The organism is Bacillus vallismortis, from assembly GCF_040784915.1.
Classification (GTDB): Bacteria; Bacillota; Bacilli; order Bacillales; family Bacillaceae; genus Bacillus; species Bacillus subtilis_G.
Genome location: NZ_CP160797.1, coordinates 117,353 through 139,576, shown reverse-complemented (window position 1 = coordinate 139,576; position 22,224 = coordinate 117,353). Strand labels below are relative to the sequence as shown.

Below are 22,224 nucleotides of genomic sequence, written 5' to 3'. Positions count from 1 at the left end.
TTATTTTCCTCCTTCCTCAGTTTTCTTCTTAGTAGGAAGAACCTCTCCACGATAGATCCAGACTTTTACACCAAGCTTACCGTAAGTAGTGTCAGCTTCAGATGTTGCATAGTCAATGTCCGCACGTAATGTGTGCAATGGAACAGTTCCTTCACTGTAGTATTCAGAACGAGCGATATCTGCACCGCCAAGACGACCAGAAACCATTGTTTTCACACCTTGTGCTCCAGCGCGCATTGTGCGTTGGATTTGTTGTTTCTGCGCACGGCGGAAAGAAACACGGTTTTCTAATTGACGAGCGATGTTGTCAGCAACTAGCTGTGCATCAAGATCTGCTCTTTTGATTTCAAGAATGTTAATGTGTACACGCTTGCCAGTAAGGCTGTTAAGGGCTTTGCGAAGTGCTTCAACTTCAGAACCGCCTTTACCGATAACCATACCAGGCTTAGCTGTGTGGATCGTAATGTTAACGCGGTTTGCTGCACGCTCGATTTCTACTTTAGAAACAGAAGCGTCAGAAAGGCGTTTGCTAATGTATTCACGAATTTTTAAATCTTCGTGCAGGAAGTCAGCGTAATCTTTACCAGCGTACCACTTAGATTCCCAATCACGAATGACTCCGATACGAAGACCGACTGGATTTACCTTTTGACCCACTACTTATCCCTCCTTCTTTTCTGATACAACGATTGTAATGTGGCTCGTACGTTTGTTGATTTGGCTCGCACGTCCCATAGCACGTGGGCGGAATCTTTTTAACGTAGGGCCTTCGTCAACGAATGCTTGAGAAATAACCAAGTTGTTAACGTCCATTTCATAGTTATGCTCAGCATTTGCAATAGCGGATTTTAATACTTTCTCGATAATTGGAGAAGCAGCTCTTGGTGTAAGGTTCAAGATTGATACTGCCTCACCTACTTGCTTGCCTCGAATCAGGTCCATTACTAGACGTGCTTTACGAGGAGCAATACGGACTGTTCTTGCAACAGCTTTAGCTTGCATTTAAAAGCCTCCTCTCTTAGCGTCTTGTTTTTTTGTCATCACTAGCATGACCTTTGTACGTACGAGTTGGAGCGAATTCACCCAACTTGTGCCCTACCATATCTTCAGAGATGAATACAGGCACGTGTTTACGTCCGTCATAGACAGCGATTGTGTGACCAATAAACTGTGGGAAAATAGTGGAACGACGAGACCAAGTTTTTACCACTTGTTTCTTGTCTGATTCGTTTAATTTCTCGATTTTTGTCATCAAGTGTCCATCGACAAATGGTCCTTTTTTCAAGCTGCGAGCCATTTTGGAACCTCCCTTCGTGATTGCACTACGGTCCGAAATGAACCGTAGACAACCCCGTTATTTATTTTTACGACGACGTACGATAAATTTATCAGATTTGCTCTTTTTCTTACGTGTCTTGAATCCAAGAGTTGGTTTACCCCATGGAGACATAGGTGATTTACGTCCGATTGGCGCACGTCCTTCACCACCACCGTGTGGGTGATCGTTAGGGTTCATTACAGAACCACGAACTGTAGGACGGATGCCTTTCCAGCGAGAACGTCCAGCTTTACCAATGTTGATAAGTTCATGCTGTTCATTACCTACTTGACCGATAGAAGCACGGCAAGCAGAAAGAATCATGCGAACTTCTCCAGAGTTAAGACGCACAAGAACGTATTTACCTTCTTTACCAAGAACCTGAGCAGATGTACCAGCTGAACGTACAAGCTGTCCGCCTTTGCCAGGTTTTAATTCAATGTTATGCACAACTGTACCAACAGGGATGTTGATAAGTGGAAGTGCATTACCTACTTTAATGTCAGCTTCAGGACCTGACATGATTTCAGTACCCACTTGAATTCCTTTAGGAGCAAGAATGTAACGTTTTTCTCCGTCTGCATAGTTGATTAGAGCGATGTTAGCTGAACGGTTTGGATCGTATTCAACTGTAGCAACGCGTCCAGGTATACCATCTTTATCGCGTTTGAAGTCGATAACACGGTATTGGCGTTTATGTCCGCCACCTTGGTGACGTACAGTCAATTTACCTTGGTTGTTACGTCCGCCTTTTTTGTGAAGGGGAGCAAGCAAGGATTTTTCCGGCTTGTCAGTCGTGATTTCAGCAAAATCTGAAGTTGTCATGCCACGACGTCCATTAGAGGTCGGTTTATACTTTTTAATCGCCATTTTGAATTTCCCTCCTTCTTTTTACAGATAATTAAGCTTCAAAAATTTCGATTTCTTTGCTGTCTGCAGTAAGTTTTACGATCGCTTTTCTGCGACGGCTAGTCATACCAGTGTAGCGTCCGACACGTTTTGATTTACCTTTGTAGTTCATGATGTTGACTTTGTCAACTTTCACTCCAAAGATGCTTTCAATCGCGTCTTTCACTTCTGTTTTATTAGCTCTTACATCAACTTCAAAAGTGTATTTCTTTTCAGCCATTAAATCAGCAGAACGTTCAGTAATGACGGGGCGCTTTAGAACATCACGAGGATCTTTCATTATGCAAGCACCTCCTCTACTTTTTCAACCGCTGCTTTTGTAATCAGAAGCTTCTCGTGGTTGACAACGTCTAAAACGTTGATTCCGTTAGCTTCAACTACAGTAACTCCAGGAATGTTGCGAGCAGATAAAGCGACTGCTTCGTTAGCATCCGCAGTTACAATTAAAGCTTTTTTCTCAACAGATAATCCTTTAAGGATAGCTGCCATTTCTTTTGTTTTAGCTGTATCAAGAGTAAGATCTTCAAGTACGATGATGTTGTTGTCGATCACTTTAGAAGACAATACTGATTTGATTGCCAAGCGGCGAACTTTTTTAGGTAATTTATAAGAATAGCTGCGTGGTGTTGGGCCGAATACGACACCACCTCCGCGCCATTGCGGTGAACGGATAGAACCTTGACGGGCACGTCCAGTACCTTTTTGACGCCATGGTTTACGACCTCCGCCGCGTACTTCAGAACGATTTTTTACTTTGTGAGATCCTTGACGTAAGGAAGCTCTTTGCATAAGAATAGCGTCGAATACAACACTCTCATTTGGCTCGATACCAAATACAGAAGTATTTAATTCGATGTCACCAGCAGTAGAACCGTTTTGGTTGTATAATGCTACTTTTGGCATGATCAATTTCCTCCTTTCCTAAGAGAGTTATTTAGATTTAACAGCACTTTTAACAGTGATTAAAGTTTTCTTCGGACCAGGTACGTTACCTTTGATCAAAAGAAGATTGCGTTCCGCATCAACTTTAACAATTTCAAGGTTTTGAACAGTGATTTGATCTCCGCCCATACGTCCAGGTAATAGTTTGCCTTTGAATACACGGTTAGGATCTACAGGTCCCATTGAACCAGGACGACGGTGGTAGCGTGAACCGTGAGACATAGGTCCGCGAGATTGTCCGTGGCGCTTGATCGCACCTTGGAAACCTTTACCTTTAGATACTCCTGTTACATCTACGATTTCTCCAGCAGAGAAAATTTCAACCTTGACTTCCTGACCAACTTCATACGCATCCATTTCCACTCCGCGTAATTCTTTAACGAAGCGCTTAGGAGCAGTTTCCGCTTTTGCAACGTGTCCTTTTTCAGGTTTGTTAGAAAGCTTTTCTCGCTTGTCGTCAAAACCAAGCTGGATAGCCTCGTAGCCATCGTTTTCAGCTGATTTCTTTTGAAGAACAACGTTTGGAGCAGCTTCAATAACAGTTACCGGAATAAGATCACCGTTTTCTGCGAATACTTGCGTCATACCAATTTTTCTTCCTAAGATTCCTTTGGTCATTCGTCACACCTCCTATTAAGATCATTCTATATTTTAGAATTAAAGTTTAATTTCGATATCGACACCAGATGGTAAATCTAATCGCATGAGAGCATCAACAGTTTGTGGTGTTGGGTTCACAATGTCGATTAAACGTTTATGTGTACGCATTTCAAATTGCTCACGAGAATCTTTGTATTTGTGCACCGCACGAAGGATTGTGTAAACTGATTTTTCAGTTGGCAACGGGATCGGACCAGATACGCTGGCACCAGAACGTTTTGCCGTTTCAACAATCTTCTCAGCAGATTGATCAAGGATTCTATGATCATATGCTTTCAAACGAATACGAATTTTTTGTTTTGCCATTATTTTCCCTCCTTTTCGCCTACATCACGTTAGACAGTTCTCCGCGAGAAAAACCTGAACACCTTGCCATGGCAAAGCGGCCGGGTGTGTCAGCAACCTCTCGCTTCATCGCAGTCAAAAGACCAACATACACCATTATACAGAAAATAGACGTATGTTGCAAGACTTATTTAAGATATGCATGATTTGCACACTTTTTTTATTATACAGGTGTTTTTCATATTTATCAAGGACCTATCATAAGTGGTGCAGTGCGTGGCGACTCAATGTACTTGCGAATAATGATGGCTCCTCGATATGCGGGGTGTGAGCGGAATTCTCAAATTGAAGCCAGTGCTTTTCAGGCGCCTCAAGCTCTTGATAAAACTGTTTTGATATTTCAGCAGGAACAATTAGATCATGTCTCCCCGAAATGAAAAAGCACGGCACTCTAATAAAAGGAATTGATTCAAATCCATTAAACAGGTACAACTCATCAGTTAAATGTTTTTTGCTGAATCGATGTCCATTGAGAAATTTGTGCATGTTTTTTATTCCATACTCATTACCGGTAAGCATTTGAAAAAAAATAGATAGAGCTTGACGATGATGGTGAGTAAATCCTCCCCTACTCAACTCGACACAAAACCGATAGATATGATGATAGATGTCCTTCTCCCAAGGCGGAGCGCCAATAAAACGTATGGCCTTGGATACTATACTGGCTCGCTTCGCATCACACATTTCACGAATAGAGTGATAAGCAGCTGATTCTTCATAGTGAGGGTTAACAACCTGGCTGATTCCATAATACGCGTAATACAACTCCGGACGTTGCTGCAGTACATGAAGTGCTAGCACCGAGCCCCATGAATGGCCGGCAAGATATAGTTTTGTTTTTGAAAAATGGTCTAGGACCCATTGAGTGACTTGAATTGCATCACTAATGAAATGACTGATTGTCATGGAGTGATGAGGAATTCGTTTTGAATAAGAAAGCCCTGATCCTCTTTGATCCCAATGTACTACTGTAAAATGCTGTTCCAGCTCTTTTTGATAATGCCTAACATACCCGATTTGGGGCGTCCCCGGCCCGCCATGTAAAAAAAGCAGCAAAGGATTTTTCACATCAGCCCCATTAATCATCAGCGTTTGCTTCGTTTTGTCAATGGTCAGTTCTTTCATGATAGCGATTGATCTCTTTTCAGGAATCATAAAAATTAGCCCCTAGAATATGATAGATCCTATTATACAAGAAATAGATTATAAAATAAAAAACGAGACCCGCAGGGGGTCTCGTTTATGATCATACTATTACTCAGTGATTGTAGAAACAACGCCTGAACCAACAGTACGTCCGCCTTCACGAATAGAGAAACGAGTTCCTTCTTCGATAGCGATTGTAGAGATAAGTTCAACGATCATTTCAGTGTTGTCTCCAGGCATTACCATTTCTACGCCTTCTGGAAGTTGGATGATACCAGTTACGTCAGTTGTACGGAAGTAGAACTGAGGACGGTAGTTAGAGAAGAATGGAGTATGACGTCCACCCTCTTCTTTAGAAAGAACGTAAACTTCAGCTTTGAATTTGCTGTGCGGAGTGATTGTACCTGGTTTAGCAAGTACTTGACCACGTTGGATATCTTCACGAGCTACACCGCGAAGAAGGGCTCCAATGTTGTCTCCAGCTTCAGCGTAATCAAGAAGCTTACGGAACATTTCAACACCTGTAACAGTTGTTTTCTTGTTTTCTTCTTGAAGACCGATGATTTCTACTTCGTCACCGACTTTAACTTGTCCGCGTTCAACACGTCCAGTAGCAACTGTACCACGACCAGTGATTGAGAATACGTCCTCAACTGGCATCATGAATGGTTTTTCAGTGTCACGCTCTGGAGTTGGGATGTACTCATCAACCGCATCCATAAGTTCGAAGATTTTTGCTTCGTAATCAGCATCACCTTCAAGTGCTTTAAGAGCAGAACCTTTGATTACTGGTACATCATCACCAGGGAAGTCATATTCGCTAAGAAGATCGCGAACTTCCATTTCAACTAGTTCAAGAAGCTCTTCGTCGTCTACCATGTCGCATTTGTTTAAGAATACAACGATGTATGGTACACCAACGTTTTTAGAAAGAAGGATGTGCTCACGAGTTTGTGGCATTGGGCCATCAGCAGCAGATACTACAAGGATAGCTCCGTCCATTTGCGCAGCACCAGTGATCATGTTTTTAACATAGTCAGCGTGTCCTGGGCAGTCAACGTGTGCATAGTGACGAGTTTCAGTTTCATACTCAACGTGTGCAGTAGAGATTGTGATTCCGCGCTCGCGCTCTTCTGGTGCACCATCAATTTGATCGTACGCCATAGCTGTACCTTTACCAGATTTCTTATGAAGTACTGTTGTGATAGCAGCAGTTAATGTTGTTTTACCATGGTCAACGTGTCCAATTGTACCAATATTGGCATGTGATTTGGAACGGTCGAATTTTTCTTTAGCCATTCTAAAATCCTCCTTAAGAGCTTTTAATTAGTAATGTATAGTGTGATAGGAAGTGAAAGAAAGCTTTCACTTCCTCATCTTACAATAGTAGTTATACTTGAGTTAAGAGGCAAAATCAATTATTCGCCTTTATTTTTTTTGATAATTTCTTCAGAAATGCTCTTCGGTACTTCTTCGTAGTGATCCATGAACATAGTGAACGTACCGCGACCTTGCGTATTAGAACGAAGTGCAGTAGCGTAACCGAACATTTCAGCAAGAGGAACCATCGCGCGAACAACCTGTGCGTTACCGCGAGCTTCCATACCTTCTACGCGTCCGCGACGAGAAGTAACATCACCCATGATGTCTCCCATGTATTCTTCAGGAATAACAACTTCAACTTTCATAATTGGTTCAAGAAGAACAGGGTTACATTTGCTGACTGCATTTTTCAATGCCATTGAAGCAGCGACTTTAAACGCCATTTCATTTGAGTCAACATCATGGTAAGATCCATCAAAAAGTTTTGCCTTGATGTCAATTAGCGGGAATCCTGCTAAGACACCATTTTCAAGAGAGTCTTCAAGACCTGCTTGTACGGCTGGGATGTATTCACGAGGAACAACACCACCGACGATTGCGTTTTCGAATTCAAATCCAGCGCCTTCTTCATTAGGTTCGAATTCAATCCAAACGTGTCCGAACTGACCGCGTCCACCAGATTGACGTACGAATTTACCTTCAACTTTTGCACCTGAACGGAATGTTTCACGGTACGCAACTTGAGGAGCACCTACGTTAGCTTCTACTTTGAATTCACGCTTCATACGGTCAACAATGATATCAAGGTGAAGTTCACCCATACCAGAGATGATCGTCTGACCAGTTTCCGGATTTGTTTGAGTACGGAATGTAGGATCTTCTTCAGCAAGTTTCGCTAAAGCGATACCCATTTTATCTTGGTCAGCTTTTGATTTAGGCTCAATCGCTACATCGATAACCGGCTCTGGGAATTCCATTGATTCAAGGATTACAAGATCCTTTTCGTCACATAGAGTATCTCCAGTAGATGTATCTTTTAGACCTACAGCAGCTGCGATGTCTCCTGCATAAACAGTAGCGATCTCTTCACGGCTGTTGGCATGCATTTGCAGGATACGTCCGACACGCTCACGTTTGCCTTTTGTTGAGTTTTTCACGTATGAACCGGAATCAAGAGTTCCAGAGTACACACGGAAGAACGTCAGTTTACCAACATAAGGGTCAGTCATTACTTTAAATGCAAGTGCAGAGAATGGCTCTTCATCAGAAGAATGACGAACAATCTCTTCATCAGTATCCGGGCGTACACCTTTGATTGCAGCAACATCAGTTGGTGCAGGAAGGTAGTCAAGAACTGCATCAAGTACAAGCTGAACACCTTTGTTTTTGAAAGCAGAACCGACTAGTACTGGATAGAATTCAACATTCAAAGTACCTTTACGGATTGCAGCTTTCAACTCGTCGATTGTGATTTCTTCACCTTCGAGGTACTTTTCCATAAGCTCTTCATCAAGCTCTGCGACAGCTTCAATTAAGCTGTTACGAAGCTCTTCAGCTTGTTCTTTGTACTCTTCAGGGATTTCTTTCGCATCAGAACGAGTTCCAAGATCATCTTCGTAGAAATACGCAACGTTTTCTACAAGGTCGATGATACCTTCGAAGTTGTCTTCAGCACCGATTGGCAATTGGATTGCATGGGCGTTAGCTTGAAGACGGTCTCTTAAAGTACCTACAGAGTAAAGGAAGTCTGCGCCGATTTTGTCCATTTTGTTGACAAATACGACACGCGGAACTCCGTAAGTTGTTGCTTGGCGCCATACTGTTTCTGTTTGAGGCTCAACGCCTGATTGTGCATCAAGTACAGCAACCGCACCATCAAGTACACGAAGAGAACGTTCAACTTCAACTGTGAAGTCTACGTGTCCTGGAGTATCGATGATGTTTACGCGGTAACCTTTCCACTGCGCAGTTGTCGCAGCGGATGTGATTGTGATACCGCGTTCTTGTTCCTGCTCCATCCAGTCCATTTGTGAAGCTCCTTCATGAGTTTCACCAATTTTGTGGATACGGCCTGTGTAGAACAAGATACGTTCTGTAGTAGTCGTTTTACCAGCATCAATGTGAGCCATGATCCCGATATTACGAGTTTTATCTAAGGAGAACTCTCTTGCCATTGGGTAATTTCTCCTTCCTTATTAGGAAATTGTGTTTTTTAAATATATGTGAAACCTACCAGCGATAGTGAGCAAATGCTTTGTTTGCTTCAGCCATCTTATGAGTATCTTCGCGTTTCTTAACAGCAGCACCAGTATTGTTAGCTGCGTCAAGGATTTCGTTAGCTAAACGCTCTTCCATCGTTTTTTCTCCGCGAAGACGAGCATAGTTTACTAACCAGCGAAGTCCGAGAGTAGTACGACGTTCAGGACGAACTTCTACAGGAACTTGGTAGTTCGCACCACCTACACGGCGTGCTTTAACTTCAAGTACAGGCATGATGTTTTTCAATGCTTGTTCGAAAACCTCCATTGCATCATTGCCAGTACGTTCTTTAATGATATCGAATGACTTGTATAGGATTGTTTGAGACTTACCTTTTTTACCATCGATCATCATTTTGTTGATTAGACGAGATACAAGCTTAGAATTATAAAGCGGATCAGGTAAAACATCTCTTTTTGCTACAGGACCTTTACGTGGCATCTGAATATCCTCCCTTCATTATTTTTACGTTTTTGTGTTTATTATTTTGCTTTAGGACGTTTAGTTCCGTATTTAGAACGGCCTTGCGCACGGTTTTCTACTCCAGCAGTGTCAAGCGCACCACGAACGATGTGGTAACGTACCCCTGGTAAGTCTTTTACACGTCCGCCGCGGATTAGTACAACGCTGTGCTCTTGCAGGTTGTGACCGATACCAGGAATGTAAGCCGTAACCTCGATTCCGTTAGTCAAACGAACACGAGCATATTTACGAAGTGCTGAGTTCGGTTTTTTCGGTGTCATTGTACCAACACGAGTACATACCCCGCGTTTTTGTGGAGAAGATACATTAGTGTGCTCTTTTTTAAAGCTGTTGTATCCTTTGTTAAGTGCAGGAGACTTTGAGTTTTCTACTTTACTCACGCGTCCTTTACGAATTAGCTGATTGATTGTAGGCATTATTTTTTCCTCCCTTCATTACGTTTTATAACCCACATACCCAGGTGGTTCATCAAAAGGCAAAAAACAATGTCTTCACACGAGAAAAAATCTCACGCAAAAACAAAAAAGTACGTTATAACATAATGGCAACAGCTGCTGCTCCTACTTCAATTCCGCAGGCTTTGCCGAGCTTTTTCATGGATTCGACCATTGAGACTGCGATCCCCTGATCTTTCGCAAGTGTAATAACACTTTTCGTAAGGATAGGATCTGCGTCTTCTGCAACGACTACTTCCTTTACCGAACCTCGTTTTAGAGCTTTCACTGTTTGCTTCGTACCAATAATAATTGATTTGGCCTGTGATACTTTATCATAAGACATAAATACATCCTCCAAAGTAACAGGTTTATTTCGAGCACCTTGGTTATATTATCATTCTAGGAGACGTATGTCAACATAGTATGACATTTTTTAGTTTCGTTCTTCTCATAGAGTGATTTTTTATTAAAATTATCTGCTGAAAGACTGTTTTGCAGTCTTTCAGCAGATTTAAATCAATTATTCAACCGGAACCATGTCATCAGTCGGCTGAACATTTGAAACTGTTTTTACTTTTCGGTATTTCATCATACCTGTACCAGCCGGAACAAGCTTACCGATGATAACATTCTCTTTCAAGCCGAGAAGCTCATCACGCTTACCTTTGATCGCTGCGTCTGTAAGGACACGTGTTGTTTCCTGGAAGGAAGCAGCAGATAAGAATGAATCAGTTTCAAGAGATGCTTTTGTAATACCGAGTAAAACAGGACGACCTGTAGCAGGACGATTACCTTCAAGCAATACCTTTTTGTTCGCTTCAGTAAATTGGTGAATATCAAGCAATGTACCTGGAAGCACATCAGTGTCACCGGCATCAATCACGCGGACTTTGCGAAGCATCTGGCGAACCATTACTTCTACGTGTTTATCACCGATTTCAACACCTTGCATACGATAAACCTTTTGAACCTCATGGAGAAGATACTCTTGAACAGCAGTCATGTCAGTCACTTTCAGAAGCTCTTTCGGATCGATCGAACCTTCTGTCAGTACTTGGCCTCGAGTAATTTTATCTCCTTCCGCTACTTTCAAACGGGAGTTATAAGGTGCCGTATAAGAACGTGTTTCCACTGCGCCTTGAACCACAATTTCCTGTTGCTTATCACGAACTTCATTGATCTCAACGACTGTACCGTCGATTTCTGTAATTGTTGCCTGACCTTTCGGATTACGCGCTTCGAAAAGCTCTTGGATACGCGGAAGACCCTGTGTGATATCGTCTCCGGCAACCCCGCCTGTATGGAATGTACGCATTGTTAACTGTGTACCAGGCTCACCGATTGATTGGGCAGCAATGATACCGACAGCCTCACCGACTTCAACATCGGAGCCAGTTGCAAGATTTCGGCCATAGCATCGTTTACATACACCATGAGGCGTATTACATGTGAAGGCAGAACGAATCCAGACTTCTTCAATGCCGGCTTCAACAATCTCTAGTGCTTTATCTTCATCGATCAGTTCGTTTTCATTGACAAGTACTTCACCTGTTTCAGGGTGCTTCACTTGTTTTCGTGCAAACCGGCCAATTAAGCGTTCTTCTAAGCGCTCAATGGTTTCCGTTCCTTCTTTAAGAGGCTTAGCAAGAATGCCTCGGTCAGTTCCGCAATCAGTTTCACGGATGATAACATCCTGCGCAACGTCAACGAGACGACGTGTAAGGTACCCTGAGTCAGCTGTTTTAAGGGCGGTATCGGCAAGACCTTTACGCGCACCGTGAGTAGAGATAAAGTACTCCAATACTGTCAGACCTTCACGGAAACTTGATTTGATCGGCAATTCAATGATACGTCCAGCCGGGTTGGCCATCAGACCGCGCATTCCGGCAAGCTGTGTAAAGTTAGACGCGTTACCACGGGCACCAGAGTCACTCATCATGTAGATTGGGTTGAGCTCATCAAGTGATTGCATTAGTTTGCCTTGGATAACGTCTTTCGCAGCACTCCAGATAGAGATAACTCTCTCATAGCGTTCTTCTTCAGTGATTAAACCACGTCGGAATTGCTTCATAACGTTATCAACTTTACCTTGTGCTTCTTCAAGAATTTCTTGCTTATCATCGAGAACGACGATATCAGAAACACCAACTGTAATACCAGCTTTTGTAGAGTATCTGAAACCTAGGTTTTTCATACGGTCAAGCATTTTAGACGTTTCCGTGATATGGAATCGTTTAAAGATTTCCGCGATGATTTTACCCAGAATGCCTTTTTTAAACGGTGCATTGATTGGCTGCTGTGCAATGGCAGCTTTAACATCGGCACCTTTTTCTAAGAAGAAACGGTCAGGTGTTTTCTCTTCAATGTTGCTCTTCGTTGGTTCATTCATGTAAGGGAATGATTCCGGCAGAATTTCATTGAAGACAAGCTTACCGACAGTTGTAATTAACAATTTTGAGCGCTGCTCTTCGGTAAATGTCACATTCTTAAGGGAGCTAGCTGGAACAGCTACTCTCGTATGAAGGTGGACATATCCGTTTTGATAAGCAAGAAGCGCTTCGTCTGTATTCTTGAAAACCATACCTTCACCGACAGCACCGGCACGCTCAAGTGTCAGATAATAGTTACCCAGTACCATATCCTGAGACGGTGTTACAACCGGTTTACCATCTTTAGGGTTCAAGATGTTCTGAGCGGCAAGCATCAAGATGCGTGCTTCAGCTTGAGCTTCTGCAGATAATGGTACGTGAACCGCCATTTGGTCACCATCAAAGTCAGCGTTATAAGCTGTACATACGAGCGGGTGAAGGCGGATTGCGCGTCCTTCAACAAGCGTTGGTTCAAACGCTTGGATACCTAGTCTGTGAAGTGTAGGGGCACGGTTCAGAAGTACCGGGTGCTCCTTGATAACTGATTCTAGTACATCCCATACCTCAGGCTGTACGCGCTCAATTTTACGTTTCGCACTCTTAATGTTGTGAGCAAGACCTTTTTCAACAAGCTCTTTCATAACGAAAGGTTTGAAAAGTTCAAGCGCCATTTCCTTCGGCAATCCGCATTGGTACATTTTCAAATGAGGACCAACAACGATTACAGAACGTCCGGAGTAATCGACACGTTTACCAAGAAGGTTTTGACGGAAACGGCCTTGCTTCCCTTTCAACATGTGAGAAAGAGATTTTAACGGTCTGTTACCAGGACCTGTTACAGGGCGTCCGCGGCGGCCGTTGTCAATTAAGGCATCGACAGCCTCTTGAAGCATACGCTTTTCGTTTTGAACAATGATGCTAGGTGCACCAAGATCCAAAAGACGTTTCAAACGATTATTACGGTTGATGACACGACGATAAAGGTCGTTCAAATCAGAAGTCGCAAAACGTCCGCCATCAAGCTGAACCATCGGTCTAAGCTCAGGAGGAATAACAGGGAGCACATCAAGGATCATCCAAGAAGGCTTGTTTCCTGAGTTACGGAAGGCTTCTAAAACTTCCAGGCGTTTGATCGCACGAGTACGGCGCTGCCCTTGTGATGTTTTCAGCTCTTCTTTTAACATATCAACTTCTTTTACAAGATCAATATCTTGAAGAAGCTTATGAATCGCTTCTGCACCCATGGATGCTTGGAATTTATTACCGTATTTATCGAGATAAGCACGGTATTCTTTCTCAGACAGAAGCTGTTTCTTTTCAAGCGGTGTGTTTGCCGGATCAGTTACAACGTAAGAAGCAAAGTAAATGACTTCTTCTAAAGCACGAGGTGACATATCCAGCACAAGACCCATACGGCTTGGAATACCTTTGAAATACCAAATGTGGGAAACTGGGGCAGCCAGTTCAATGTGCCCCATTCTCTCACGACGGACTTTAGCCCGTGTTACTTCGACTCCGCAGCGGTCACAAACTACGCCTTTATAACGAACTCGCTTGTACTTCCCGCAATGACATTCCCAGTCTTTAGTCGGTCCGAAAATGCGTTCGCAGAATAGACCGTCCTTTTCAGGTTTTAACGTACGATAGTTTATCGTTTCAGGCTTTTTCACTTCACCAAAAGACCATGAACGGATTTTATCCGGTGAAGCAAGACCGATGTTCATATACTCAAAATTGTTCACATCTAGCAAGGGGCCTACCTCCCTTTTTATCTTCGGATTAACCGATGTCACTTGCCTTTATAACTAGAGATTATTCTTTTGTTACTACATCTCGTTCAACGTCTGCAGATGCTGTTTCCTCCGGCTCTTCATCACCTGATAACGCCAGGCCGTCAGCTTGTTTTGCATCTTCTTCGTCTTCTAAATCTCTCATTTCTATTTCTTCTTCATCACCAGAAAGGATTTTGACATCCATACCTAAGCTTTGAAGTTCCTTGATTAATACTTTGAATGATTCCGGAACACCTGGTTCAGGAACGTTGTCGCCTTTAACGATGGCTTCGTATGTTTTCACACGTCCAACCACGTCATCAGATTTAACAGTCAGAATTTCTTGAAGAGTGTAAGCCGCACCGTAAGCTTCAAGTGCCCAAACCTCCATCTCACCAAAACGCTGTCCGCCAAATTGCGCTTTACCGCCAAGAGGCTGCTGCGTAACAAGTGAGTAAGGGCCTGTAGAGCGCGCATGAAGTTTATCGTCAACCATGTGAGCCAGTTTAATCATGTACATAATACCAACAGATACACGGTTATCAAACGGCTCTCCGCTACGCCCGTCGTAAAGAACCGTTTTGGCGTCACGAGACATTCCGGCTTCTTCAAGTGTTTCCCAAACATCCTCTTCACGCGCTCCGTCAAATACCGGTGACGCAATGTGGATGCCGAGATAACGAGCGGCCATACCCATATGGAGCTCCAATACCTGCCCGATGTTCATACGTGATGGTACGCCCAGCGGGTTAAGCATGATATCAATTGGTGTGCCGTCAGGAAGGTAAGGCATATCCTCTTCAGGAAGAATCTTAGAGATAACACCTTTGTTACCGTGACGACCGGCCATTTTATCCCCTTCAGAAATCTTACGTTTCTGAACGATATACACACGTACCAACTGGTTAACGCCTGGAGGAAGTTCATCTCCGTCTTCACGATTGAAGACTTTAACGTCGTGGATAATTCCGCCGCCGCCGTGAGGCACACGAAGAGAAGTATCACGAACCTCGCGGGCCTTTTCACCAAAGATGGCGTGAAGCAGGCGTTCTTCAGCAGTCAGTTCAGTTACACCTTTAGGCGTTACTTTACCAACAAGAAGATCTCCGTCTTTCACTTCTGCCCCAATACGGATGATTCCGCGGTCATCAAGATTGCGAAGCGCATCTTCACCGACGTTTGGAATATCGCGAGTGATTTCTTCAGGTCCAAGTTTCGTATCGCGTGCTTCTGATTCATATTCTTCAATGTGGATAGATGTATAAACATCATCCTTCACAAGGCGTTCACTCATGATGATGGCATCCTCATAGTTGTAGCCATCCCAAGTCATGAAGCCAACCATTACGTTACGGCCAAGTGCAAGTTCACCAAGCTCCATAGAAGGACCGTCAGCAAGGATTTCTCCTTTTACCACTTCATCGCCGACACTTACGATCGGACGTTGATTGTAGCAAGTACCTTGGTTGGAGCGGACAAATTTCAGCATGCTGTATTTATCCAGGTTCCCTTTTACTTTTTGACCATCTACTTCTTCATAACGGCGAACCCAAACGTTCTTCGCTTCTACGCGTTCAACGATACCAGGGTGTTTACAAATAACAGCGGCACCAGAGTCTTTACCTGATACATATTCCATACCAGTTCCAACGAACGGCGCTTCCGGCTGCATCAAAGGCACAGCCTGACGTTGCATGTTCGCTCCCATGAGGGCACGGTTGGAGTCATCGTTTTCTAGGAACGGGATACATGCTGTCGCAGCAGAAACAACCTGCTTAGGTGATACATCCATGTAATCCACACGGTTTCTGGAAACAACGGTGTTCTCCCCGCGGAAACGGGCGATGATGCTGTCATCAATAAATGAGCCATCGTCATCAAGACGAGCGTTCGCCTGAGCGACAACATAGTTATCCTCTTCATCAGCAGTTAAGTAATCGATTCTGCCCGTTACCTTCCCTGTTTCAGGGTCAACACGGCGATAAGGCGTTTCGATGAAACCAAAACGGTTTACTTTTGCATAAGATGAAAGCGAGTTGATCAAACCGATGTTTGGACCCTCAGGTGTTTCAATCGGACACATACGGCCATAGTGGGAGTAGTGAACGTCACGCACTTCCATTCCGGCACGTTCACGTGTCAATCCGCCTGGTCCTAATGCTGACAGACGACGCTTATGCGTTAATTCAGCAAGCGGGTTCGTCTGGTCCATGAACTGGGAAAGCTGAGAGCTTCCAAAGAACTCTTTAATGGACGCAATAACAGGACGAATATTGATCAACTGCTGAGGCGTAATTGTATTCGTATCTTGAATTGACATTCTCTCACGAACCACACGCTCCATACGGCTTAACCCGATACGGAATTGGTTCTGGAGAAGTTCACCTACAGAACGTAAACGGCGGTTTCCAAGATGATCGATATCATCTGTATCGCCTACTCCGTGCAGCAGGTTGAAGAAGTAGCTGATAGAGGAAATAATATCAGCAGGCGTAATGTTTTTAATCTCTTCTTCAATGTAAGCATTGCCGATTACATTGATAACCTGTTCTCCTTCTTGGTCAGTCGGAGCATAGATTTTAATCGATTGAAGAGTTACTTCATCTTCAACAACACCGCCATTTGGATACAGCTTTCTGAAACCGATTCCGCTTTCTAAGTATGGCAGTACTTTATCAAGTGTTCTTCTATCAAGAATCTGACCTTTTTCAGCAAGGATTTCTCCTGTTTCAGGGTCAACAAGCGTTTCAGCAAGTCTCTGATTAAAGAGGCGATTCTTAATATGAAGTTTTTTATTAATTTTATAGCGTCCTACATTGGCAAGATCGTAACGTTTCGGATCAAAGAAACGCGAATCAAGCAAGCTTTTCGCATTTTCAACTGTAGGTGGCTCTCCAGGACGGAGACGTTCGTAAATTTCAAGCAAAGCTTTGTCGCTATTTTCTGTGTTATCTTTATCAAGCGTATTTCGCAGGTATTCATTTTCTCCTACGAGATCAAGAATCTCTTGATCGGAACCGAAGCCGAGAGCACGCAAAAGAACCGTAACCGGCAACTTACGTGTGCGATCAATGCGGACATAAACAACATCTTTCGCATCAGTTTCGTATTCTAACCATGCGCCACGGTTTGGAATGACAGTTGCGGTAAAACCTTTTTTACCGTTTTTGTCTACTTTACCACTGAAATATACACTTGGAGACCGAACAAGCTGGGAAACGATTACACGTTCCGCACCATTAATGATAAAAGTACCTGTATCTGTCATAATCGGGAAATCCCCCATGAAGACATCTTGGTCTTTTACCTCTCCAGTTTCTTTGTTAATTAAACGAACCTTCACTCTTAGCGGAGCTGAGTAAGTCACATCACGTTCTTTTGATTCCTCTACAGGATATTTAGGCTCACCTAAACTATAATCAATGAACTCAAGAGAGAGGTTACCAGTGAAATCCTCAATTGGTGATATGTCTTGAAACATCTCTCTAAGACCCTCATCAAGAAACCACTGATAAGAAGAGGTTTGAATTTCAATGAGATTTGGTAATTCTAACACTTCGCTAATGCGAGCATAGCTTCTGCGCTGGCGGTGTCGTCCATACTGAACTAGTTGACCTGTCAACTGATTCACCCCTCAAATCATGCGTATTATATGTGTAATAAGCATTTCTTCCAAAGAAAGAAAATACTTTTACAAGACAAAAGAAAAAAGGGTTTCTAATTAAGAAAACCACATCCAAAAACAAATACCGATTTTATTAGCATTTCCATACTTGTATAATTTATACATAGATATTGACAATTCATCATATCAAGCAAAATATATACATTGGCATTTTATAATATTAACATAGCTAAAATACCGAGTCAAACTTTTTTTGCTTTTATGATATAATAGCCTTTCTTTTTTTGAACGACAGAAACTTCATCGAACAATTCCTCGAGCTTTTCAATGGCAGAAGGCGCGCCTTGTTTTTTCTGTATGACGATCCACAACTCACCTGAAGTTTTTAAGTGTTCAGCGCTTTTCTCAAAGATAGCATGGACAACTTTTTTTCCGGCTCGGATTGGGGGATTTGTAAGAATAGAAGCAAATGTTTGAGCAGAATCAACGTTCGAAAACAAATCACTCTGATAAATCTTAACGTTTGTTATTCCATTTTGTTCCGCATTTTCATTTGATAGCTCTACGGCTCTCTCATTAACGTCAATCATGTGGATGGTCCGGTCTTTAAAGTCGCTGGCGAGCGATAAACCAATCGGGCCGTACCCGCAGCCAACATCCAGAATGCCGCCCTCAACTTCAGGCTCTTCAAAAGAATCAATCAGCAGGCGGGAGCCGAAATCAACTTCCTTTTTAGAAAAAACCCCGCTGTCGCTGGTAAACGTGAAATCTTTTTTACGAAGCCTAAAAGACCAGGTTTGCTTGTTGCTTTTAACTGAAGGTTTATCTGAATAATAATGCTCACTCATTATTAGAACCTCCTTTTGTAATGGCATAAAGAATGGCAAAGAAAAAGCCCGCCTCATAAAAGCGAGCTCCCCCTACAGGTAAGTGAAGATTACTTAACTTCTACAGAAGCGCCAACTTCTTCAAGTTTAGCTTTAAGCTCTTCAGCTTCTTCTTTAGCAATACCTTCTTTAAGTGGTTTTGGAGTGTTGTCAACAAGTTCTTTAGCTTCTTTCAAGCCAAGACCAGTGATTTCACGTACAACTTTGATAACTTTGATTTTTTGAGAACCTGCACCAGCAAGGATAAGGTCGAATTCGCTTTGCTCTTCAGCAGCTCCGCCTGCAGCAGCTCCGCCAGCTACAGCTACAGGAGCAGCAGCAGTTACGCCAAACTCTTCTTCGATTGCTTTTACTAGGTCGTTCAATTCAAGTACAGTTGCTTCTTTAACGGAAGCAATGATTTCTTCGATATTTAAAGCCATTTGTAATTCCTCCATTTTGTTTTAATTTATGAAAAGATAATTAGATTAAGCGCCTTGTTCTTCTTTTTGTTCTGCCACAGCTTTTGCAGCAAGAGCAAAGTTGCGAACTGGAGCTTGAAGTACGCTAAGCAACATAGAAAGCAAGCCATCGCGTGATGGAAGTTCAGCAAGAGCTTTCACTTCTTCAACACTAGAAACTTTGCCTTCGATAACGCCAGCTTTAATTTCAAGAGCTTCGTGATTTTTAGCGAAGTCATTAAGAACTTTAGCCGGAGCGACAACATCTTCAGTACTGAATGCGATCGCGTTCGGTCCAGTTAAGAAATCATTCAAACCATTAAGCTCAGCTTGTTCAACCGCACGGCGAGTCATCGTATTTTTGTAAACTTTGAACTCAACGTTAGCTTCGCGAAGCTGTTTACGAAGTTCTGTTACTTCAGAAACGGTAAGTCCGCGGTAGTCAACGATGATCGTTGATTTACTTTCTTTCAGTTTAGAAGCAATTTCTTCAACAACAACTTTTTTTGTTTCAATTGCGCTGCTCATGGTTACACCTCCTGTAGATTCTTGTGTAACACTTATACCGTTAGGTGATCACGACCGAGACGACGGATTCCATATAAAAAGCCTCCATGAGACATGGAGGCTGTATATACAAGCATACGTAACGTAATAGCTGTGATAATATACACCTCGGTAGGAAGATTAAGCGGTTAGGCCCCTACTGTCTACGGTATAAATGATATTCTATTTTACAACATTTTGAATAATATCAGAATGTTGATGTCGTGTCAATATTATTTTACGTTGAAAGTTGAAGAGTCTACTTTGACACCAGGTCCCATAGTAGAAGTTACCGCAACGTTTTTCACGTAAACGCCTTTTGCTGCAGCAGGTTTAGCTTTCAGGATTGTATCGTACATTGTTGTGAAGTTCTCAACAAGTTTTTCATCCTCGAAAGAAACTTTACCGATAGGAACATGAATGTTTCCAGCTTTATCAACACGGTATTCAACTTTACCAGCTTTGATTTCGCCGATTGCTTTTTCAACTTCGAAAGTAACTGTACCAGTTTTAGGGTTTGGCATTAAACCTTTTGGTCCAAGTACACGGCCGATTTTACCAACTTCACCCATCATGTCAGGTGTTGCTACGATTACATCGAAATCGAACCAGCCTTGTTGAATTTTGTTGATGTAGTCAGTATCGCCAACGAAATCTGCACCAGCAGCTTCAGCTTCTTTCGCTTTTTCGCCTTTTGCGAAAACGAGAACGCGCTGAGTTTTACCAGTTCCGTTTGGAAGCACAACTGCTCCACGGATTTGCTGGTCGTTTTTACGAGGGTCAACCCCTAGACGGAAAGCCACTTCAACTGTAGCGTCGAATTTAGCTGTGTTTGTTTTTTTAACGAGAGCTACTGCTTCAGAAACGTCGTAAGCTTTTGAACGATCTACAAGCTTAGCAGCTTCAGCGTACTTTTTACCTTTTTTAGCCATTTTAAAATTTCCTCCTTATGTGGTTATAGCGGAATAACCTCCCACGAATAAGGGTTGCGAACTTGTTAAAACTCGCAACCCGACAAGAAACAAATTAATCCTCGATTACAATACCCATACTACGGGCAGTACCTTCAACCATGCGCATTGCCGCTTCAACGTCTGCTGCGTTTAAGTCAGGCATTTTCGTTTCAGCGATTTCGCGTACTTTATCGCGCTTAACGGTTGCCACTTTATTACGGTTTGGTTCACCAGAACCAGACTCAATTCCAGCCGCTTTTTTAAGCAATACAGCAGCAGGTGGAGTTTTTGTAATAAATGTAAATGAACGGTCTTCGTAAACCGAAATTTCAACAGGAATAATTAAACCAGCTTGGTCAGCTGTACGAGCGTTGAACTCCTTACAGAATCCCATGATGTTAACACCGGCTTGACCAAGTGCAGGTCCAACTGGTGGTGCTGGGTTAGCTTTTCCAGCAGGAATTTGCAATTTTACAACTTTTACTACTTTTTTAGCCACGAGACACACCTCCTTAAGTCCGTGATGTGGTAATAGGGTAAACCCTCCCACTCAAGGTTTCATTCTTTATATGAATGACGAAATATCAAGCTAGTTGCCTTGGATAAGTCCAAGACGTACCTTTGCTATATTATCATTTATATATAGCAATTTCAAGTTTTTTCACATTACAATTTATCGATTTGGGTAAATTCCAGCTCAACCGGCGTTTCCCGGCCGAACATATTAACGAAAACTTTGACCTTGCTTTTATCATAATCAATCTCTTCAATTGACCCAGTAAAGTTAGCAAAAGGTCCGTCTATTACTTTCACTGTCTCTTTCAGTTCAAAGTCAATGTCCGTTTTGCGTTCGTCCATGCCCATTCTCTTCAGAATGGTTTCTGCTTCGCCCGGAAGAAGCGCCGTAGGTTTTGAACCAGAGCCGGCAGATCCTACGAATCCAGTAACGCCCGGCGTGTTGCGGACAACATACCAAGAGTCGTCTGTCATTACAATTTCAACAAGCACATAACCAGGGAATACTTTCTTTTTCACCACTTTTTTCTTGCCGTTTTTGATATCCGTTTCTTCTTCTTCAGGTACGACTACACGGAAAATTTTATCTTGCATCCCCATTGATTCAACACGTTTTTCCAAGTTGGCTTTTACTTTATTCTCATAACCAGAGTACGTGTGAACAACATACCAATTCTTTTCCATTCTCTTCAGGACTGTCCAGTCCTTCCCTCCCCGCATTTGGTTTTAGTGAATTACCATAACGCTCAAAAAATAGGCGTCAAGCCTATGATAACTTTCATTTTAAGCCACAATAAAAAACCCGCTGAACGGGTTTTGGCAAGTGATATTATGATCTATTATAGCACGTATTGCTGATCATTATTCAACTATTAAACGAATTAATTGAGAAATTCCTGTATCAAGGAGGGCAAAAAAGATAATAAAAAAGATAACTGTTGAAATCACCGTAATGGTATAACGCGTTAACTCTTTTCCTTTAGGCCAGCTTACCTTTTTCATTTCTTTCCCAACATCTTTAAAGAATCTCATAATACGCATGTAAAAGACCTCCACAATTTAAAAGCGCAAAAACTATTTTGTTTCAAGATGAGCTGTATGTGAATTGCAAGTACTGCAGTATTTCTTTACTTCTAATCGCTCAGCCGCTGATGCAGAGCTCTTCATTGTCGTATAATTACGGTTTCCGCAAGTCTTGCATGCCAAGGTAATCTTTTTTCTCATGTCATTACACCTTTTTCTAAATAGACATTAGTTCTTATCTTTAGTAACATATCACAGTAAGAAAAATACT

24 protein-coding genes and 1 other annotated feature are annotated in these 22,224 nt (G+C 42.6%); all 24 genes read right to left on the bottom strand.

Features of this window, described 5'->3' with window-relative positions; all coding sequences use genetic code 11:
* Positions 1-657 (bottom strand): 30S ribosomal protein S3, encoded by a 657-nt coding sequence (rpsC, locus tag ABZM97_RS00755; protein WP_003242001.1) that lies wholly within the window; start codon positions 655-657, stop codon positions 1-3.
* Between the two features lie 3 nt (positions 658-660).
* A complete protein-coding gene (gene rplV / locus ABZM97_RS00750; RefSeq protein ID WP_014662532.1) occupies positions 661-1,002 on the bottom strand; it encodes a 50S ribosomal protein L22 in 342 nt (113 codons plus the stop codon).
* Between the two features lie 16 nt (positions 1,003-1,018).
* A complete protein-coding gene (rpsS, locus tag ABZM97_RS00745; protein ID WP_039076395.1) occupies positions 1,019-1,297 on the bottom strand; it encodes a 30S ribosomal protein S19 in 279 nt (92 codons plus the stop codon).
* 57 nt (positions 1,298-1,354) lie between these two features.
* Positions 1,355-2,188 (bottom strand): 50S ribosomal protein L2, encoded by an 834-nt coding sequence (gene rplB, locus ABZM97_RS00740; protein WP_024714051.1) that lies wholly within the window; start codon positions 2,186-2,188, stop codon positions 1,355-1,357.
* A 31-nt stretch (positions 2,189-2,219) separates the two neighbouring features.
* Positions 2,220-2,507, bottom strand: a complete 288-nt coding sequence (rplW, locus tag ABZM97_RS00735) for a 50S ribosomal protein L23 (protein WP_087991691.1) — start codon at positions 2,505-2,507, stop codon at positions 2,220-2,222.
* Positions 2,507-3,130, bottom strand: coding sequence for a 50S ribosomal protein L4 (rplD, locus tag ABZM97_RS00730; RefSeq protein WP_087991690.1), 624 nt, complete (start codon positions 3,128-3,130; stop codon positions 2,507-2,509). The genes rplW and rplD overlap by 1 nt, the downstream gene beginning before the upstream one ends.
* Before the next feature lie 27 nt (positions 3,131-3,157).
* Complete coding sequence (gene rplC, locus ABZM97_RS00725) at positions 3,158-3,787, bottom strand: 50S ribosomal protein L3 (protein ID WP_039076392.1); 630 nt, start codon at positions 3,785-3,787, stop codon at positions 3,158-3,160.
* 39 nt (positions 3,788-3,826) lie between these two features.
* A complete protein-coding gene (gene rpsJ, locus ABZM97_RS00720) occupies positions 3,827-4,135 on the bottom strand; it encodes a 30S ribosomal protein S10 (protein WP_003156464.1) in 309 nt (102 codons plus the stop codon).
* A gap of 237 nt (positions 4,136-4,372) precedes the next feature.
* On the bottom strand, positions 4,373-5,329 hold the full coding sequence (locus ABZM97_RS00715) for an alpha/beta fold hydrolase (protein ID WP_202329116.1): 957 nt from the start codon (positions 5,327-5,329) through the stop codon (positions 4,373-4,375).
* Positions 5,330-5,428: 99 nt separating this feature from the next.
* On the bottom strand, positions 5,429-6,619 hold the full coding sequence (gene tuf / locus ABZM97_RS00710; RefSeq protein ID WP_087991688.1) for an elongation factor Tu: 1,191 nt from the start codon (positions 6,617-6,619) through the stop codon (positions 5,429-5,431).
* Between the two features lie 119 nt (positions 6,620-6,738).
* Positions 6,739-8,817 (bottom strand): elongation factor G, encoded by a 2,079-nt coding sequence (fusA, locus tag ABZM97_RS00705; RefSeq protein ID WP_087991687.1) that lies wholly within the window; start codon positions 8,815-8,817, stop codon positions 6,739-6,741.
* Between the two features lie 55 nt (positions 8,818-8,872).
* The gene (gene rpsG / locus ABZM97_RS00700; protein WP_003156447.1) at positions 8,873-9,343 is read right to left on the bottom strand and encodes a 30S ribosomal protein S7; all 471 of its coding nucleotides are present in this window, start codon (positions 9,341-9,343) and stop codon (positions 8,873-8,875) included.
* A 41-nt stretch (positions 9,344-9,384) separates the two neighbouring features.
* A complete protein-coding gene (rpsL, locus tag ABZM97_RS00695) occupies positions 9,385-9,801 on the bottom strand; it encodes a 30S ribosomal protein S12 (RefSeq protein WP_003156445.1) in 417 nt (138 codons plus the stop codon).
* A gap of 115 nt (positions 9,802-9,916) precedes the next feature.
* The gene (locus ABZM97_RS00690; RefSeq protein ID WP_087991686.1) at positions 9,917-10,165 is read right to left on the bottom strand and encodes a 50S ribosomal protein L7ae-like protein; all 249 of its coding nucleotides are present in this window, start codon (positions 10,163-10,165) and stop codon (positions 9,917-9,919) included.
* A 177-nt stretch (positions 10,166-10,342) separates the two neighbouring features.
* Positions 10,343-13,942, bottom strand: coding sequence for a DNA-directed RNA polymerase subunit beta' (gene rpoC / locus ABZM97_RS00685; RefSeq protein WP_087991685.1), 3,600 nt, complete (start codon positions 13,940-13,942; stop codon positions 10,343-10,345).
* Positions 13,943-14,003: 61 nt separating this feature from the next.
* Positions 14,004-17,585, bottom strand: coding sequence for a DNA-directed RNA polymerase subunit beta (gene rpoB / locus ABZM97_RS00680; protein WP_087991684.1), 3,582 nt, complete (start codon positions 17,583-17,585; stop codon positions 14,004-14,006).
* A 245-nt stretch (positions 17,586-17,830) separates the two neighbouring features.
* Positions 17,831-18,436, bottom strand: a complete 606-nt coding sequence (locus tag ABZM97_RS00675; RefSeq protein ID WP_253268769.1) for a class I SAM-dependent methyltransferase — start codon at positions 18,434-18,436, stop codon at positions 17,831-17,833.
* Between the two features lie 89 nt (positions 18,437-18,525).
* A complete protein-coding gene (gene rplL, locus ABZM97_RS00670; RefSeq protein ID WP_003156436.1) occupies positions 18,526-18,897 on the bottom strand; it encodes a 50S ribosomal protein L7/L12 in 372 nt (123 codons plus the stop codon).
* Between the two features lie 45 nt (positions 18,898-18,942).
* Positions 18,943-19,443 carry a 50S ribosomal protein L10 gene (gene rplJ / locus ABZM97_RS00665; protein WP_087991682.1) on the bottom strand — a complete coding sequence of 167 codons (501 nt, stop codon included), beginning with the start codon at positions 19,441-19,443 and terminating at the stop codon, positions 18,943-18,945.
* Positions 19,444-19,508: 65 nt separating this feature from the next.
* Positions 19,509-19,649, bottom strand: a sequence feature (ribosomal protein L10 leader region).
* Positions 19,650-19,694: 45 nt separating this feature from the next.
* On the bottom strand, positions 19,695-20,393 hold the full coding sequence (rplA, locus tag ABZM97_RS00660; RefSeq protein WP_010327718.1) for a 50S ribosomal protein L1: 699 nt from the start codon (positions 20,391-20,393) through the stop codon (positions 19,695-19,697).
* A gap of 94 nt (positions 20,394-20,487) precedes the next feature.
* Positions 20,488-20,913, bottom strand: coding sequence for a 50S ribosomal protein L11 (gene rplK / locus ABZM97_RS00655; protein WP_003156430.1), 426 nt, complete (start codon positions 20,911-20,913; stop codon positions 20,488-20,490).
* Positions 20,914-21,080: 167 nt separating this feature from the next.
* Complete coding sequence (gene nusG / locus ABZM97_RS00650) at positions 21,081-21,614, bottom strand: transcription termination/antitermination protein NusG (RefSeq protein ID WP_010332761.1); 534 nt, start codon at positions 21,612-21,614, stop codon at positions 21,081-21,083.
* A 177-nt stretch (positions 21,615-21,791) separates the two neighbouring features.
* Positions 21,792-21,971 (bottom strand): preprotein translocase subunit SecE, encoded by a 180-nt coding sequence (secE, locus tag ABZM97_RS00645; protein ID WP_010327716.1) that lies wholly within the window; start codon positions 21,969-21,971, stop codon positions 21,792-21,794.
* 33 nt (positions 21,972-22,004) lie between these two features.
* Positions 22,005-22,154, bottom strand: a complete 150-nt coding sequence (gene rpmG / locus ABZM97_RS00640) for a 50S ribosomal protein L33 (RefSeq protein ID WP_003156421.1) — start codon at positions 22,152-22,154, stop codon at positions 22,005-22,007.
* Positions 22,155-22,224 lie beyond the last annotated feature (70 nt).